1 protein-coding gene is annotated in these 1,997 nt (G+C 43.5%); it reads right to left on the bottom strand.

From position 1 onward, the window contains the following. Positions 1 to 224: 224 nt before the first annotated feature. Entirely contained in the window at positions 225 to 1,448 is a 1,224-nt protein-coding gene (locus POTG_RS13690) for an IS256 family transposase (RefSeq protein WP_009225424.1), read from the bottom strand. Positions 1,449 to 1,997: the final 549 nt, after the last annotated feature.

Genomic DNA, 1,997 nt, shown 5'->3' on the forward strand with positions numbered 1-1,997 from the left:
TCAAAAAAGCTAATCACTATTGAGGTGCTGTATACTTCACGTTTGTGAAATATGGATCAAAACAACACATTTAAGTCTAAACGGTGTATGAAGTGAACCTCGATTGCTTGTTAAGTTTAGTTTAAATTGAGGGCAAGAAATGTATTCTCTTGATTTGATCGGGTCTGTCAAGATTTCTGTGTAAACTCATTCCAAGCAATCCCCCCGAGGGGGATTTGGCGCTTCTAACGTAAATAGTTACTGACCCGATCCGGAAAGAAGACCGAAAGCTGAAGGAGCATCTGCCCCCAGTTTTGGACACGGCCTGTCCATTTTCGTGTCACATCCATCGTGGCCAGGTAGAGCATTTTCAGCAGGGCTTCATCGGTAGGGAAAATACTCTTCCCCTTGGTCACCTTGCGAAGCTGCCGATGGTAACTCTCAATCATATTTGTGGTATAGATGAGTTTGCGGATCTCAGGCGGATACTTGAAGAAGGTGGAGAGCTCCTCCCAGTTGTTGCGCCAAGAGCGGACTATAAGCGGATACTTGGCGCCCCAGACTTCCTCGAAGCGCTCCATCTCTAGCAGCGCTCCTTCCTCGGTTGCGGCTTTGTAAATGGGCTTGAGGTCGGCAGTCACCTTCTTCAAATCCTTGTACGACACGTAACGAGTGGAGTTGCGGATCTGGTGAATGATGCACTTTTGAATCTCGGTCTTTGGATAGCAGGCCGCAATCGCTTCGGAGAAACCACTCAGATTGTCCACACAGATGATGAGAATGTCTTGGACACCACGATTTCGCAGGTCATTTAGCACGCTGAGCCAGAACTTACTGGATTCATTCTCCCCGATCCACATACCGAGTACATCCTTGTTTCCGTCCAGGTCGATGCCAATCACCATGTAGGCCGCTTTGTTAACTATGGCTCCGTCCTGCTTCACTTTGAAGTGAATCGCATCCATATAGACGACCGCGTAGACGCCTTGAAGCGGCCGATTCTGCCATTCCTTAATGAGAGGCACGATTTTGTTGTTGGTGACATTGGAAATGAGCGTAGGCGAGACTTCGATACCGTAAAGGTTTTGCAGATGGTCTTGAATCTCTCGTGTACTGACACCTTTGGCGTACAGGGCGATGATCTGATCTTCAATGCCAGTTACATTCTTCTGGTGTTTCTGCACAACAACGGGCTCGAACTCACCCATCCGATCCCGTGGAACTGCAATTTCCTGCTCTCCGTATTCGCTGACCACCGTCTTCTTGCTCTTGCCATTTCGGCTATTTGGCGTCATCTTGGCTTTGACCTCGTGCTTCTCGTAGCCTAAGTGCGTATCGAGCTCTGCTTCCAGCATTTCTTGAAGAGTTTCAGCAAACAGTTCTTTCAAAGCATTCTGCGCGTCTTGTGCTGTTACCAGTTTGTTCTCCTTAATGAAGGCTCGCAATTGCTCTTTCGTCCAAAGTCCCATGTATTCTCCCCAACCTTTCTATGTCTTCCATTTTACTGGGTTTAGGAGTTTACACAAACTATTTTACAGACTCCAGAGATATTGAATGAATACTCGAAAACACTTTTCTCCTACCGAAACGTAATGTTTCTTATTATGAACAATTAATTGTTTCAGAATGCTGTTTTGGTCATTCTTATGTTTAGTCTCCTCTTTTAAACTTCTAAGGAATAACTGACTCTTGTTACAAATAAAAAAACACCTCCAATGTTGTCCCCATATCGTATGATATAGCTGCGTTTTTATGAAGGTGCTTTAAAATTTGTTTTCTCTATGAGCTAATTCCTTTGGCTCCGATAATATGTCTATTTACTGTTAAGATTTAAATTTAATCAATTCTTATAGTTGTTGCTGGTTATGTCATGTATATCTTAGTGTTTAATACTCAAAAGTTTTATCTCATTCTCGAGATCATTTGAATACTCTCCATATAAATTTGTCTTGGACCATTTTAAGCCGTCCCACATTTGCATATTTTTTTCATCATTTTCATCCATTGTGCCAAGAAAT

The organism is Paenibacillus sp. oral taxon 786 str. D14, from assembly GCF_000159955.1.
GTDB lineage: Bacteria > Bacillota > Bacilli > Paenibacillales > Paenibacillaceae > Fontibacillus > Fontibacillus phoenicis.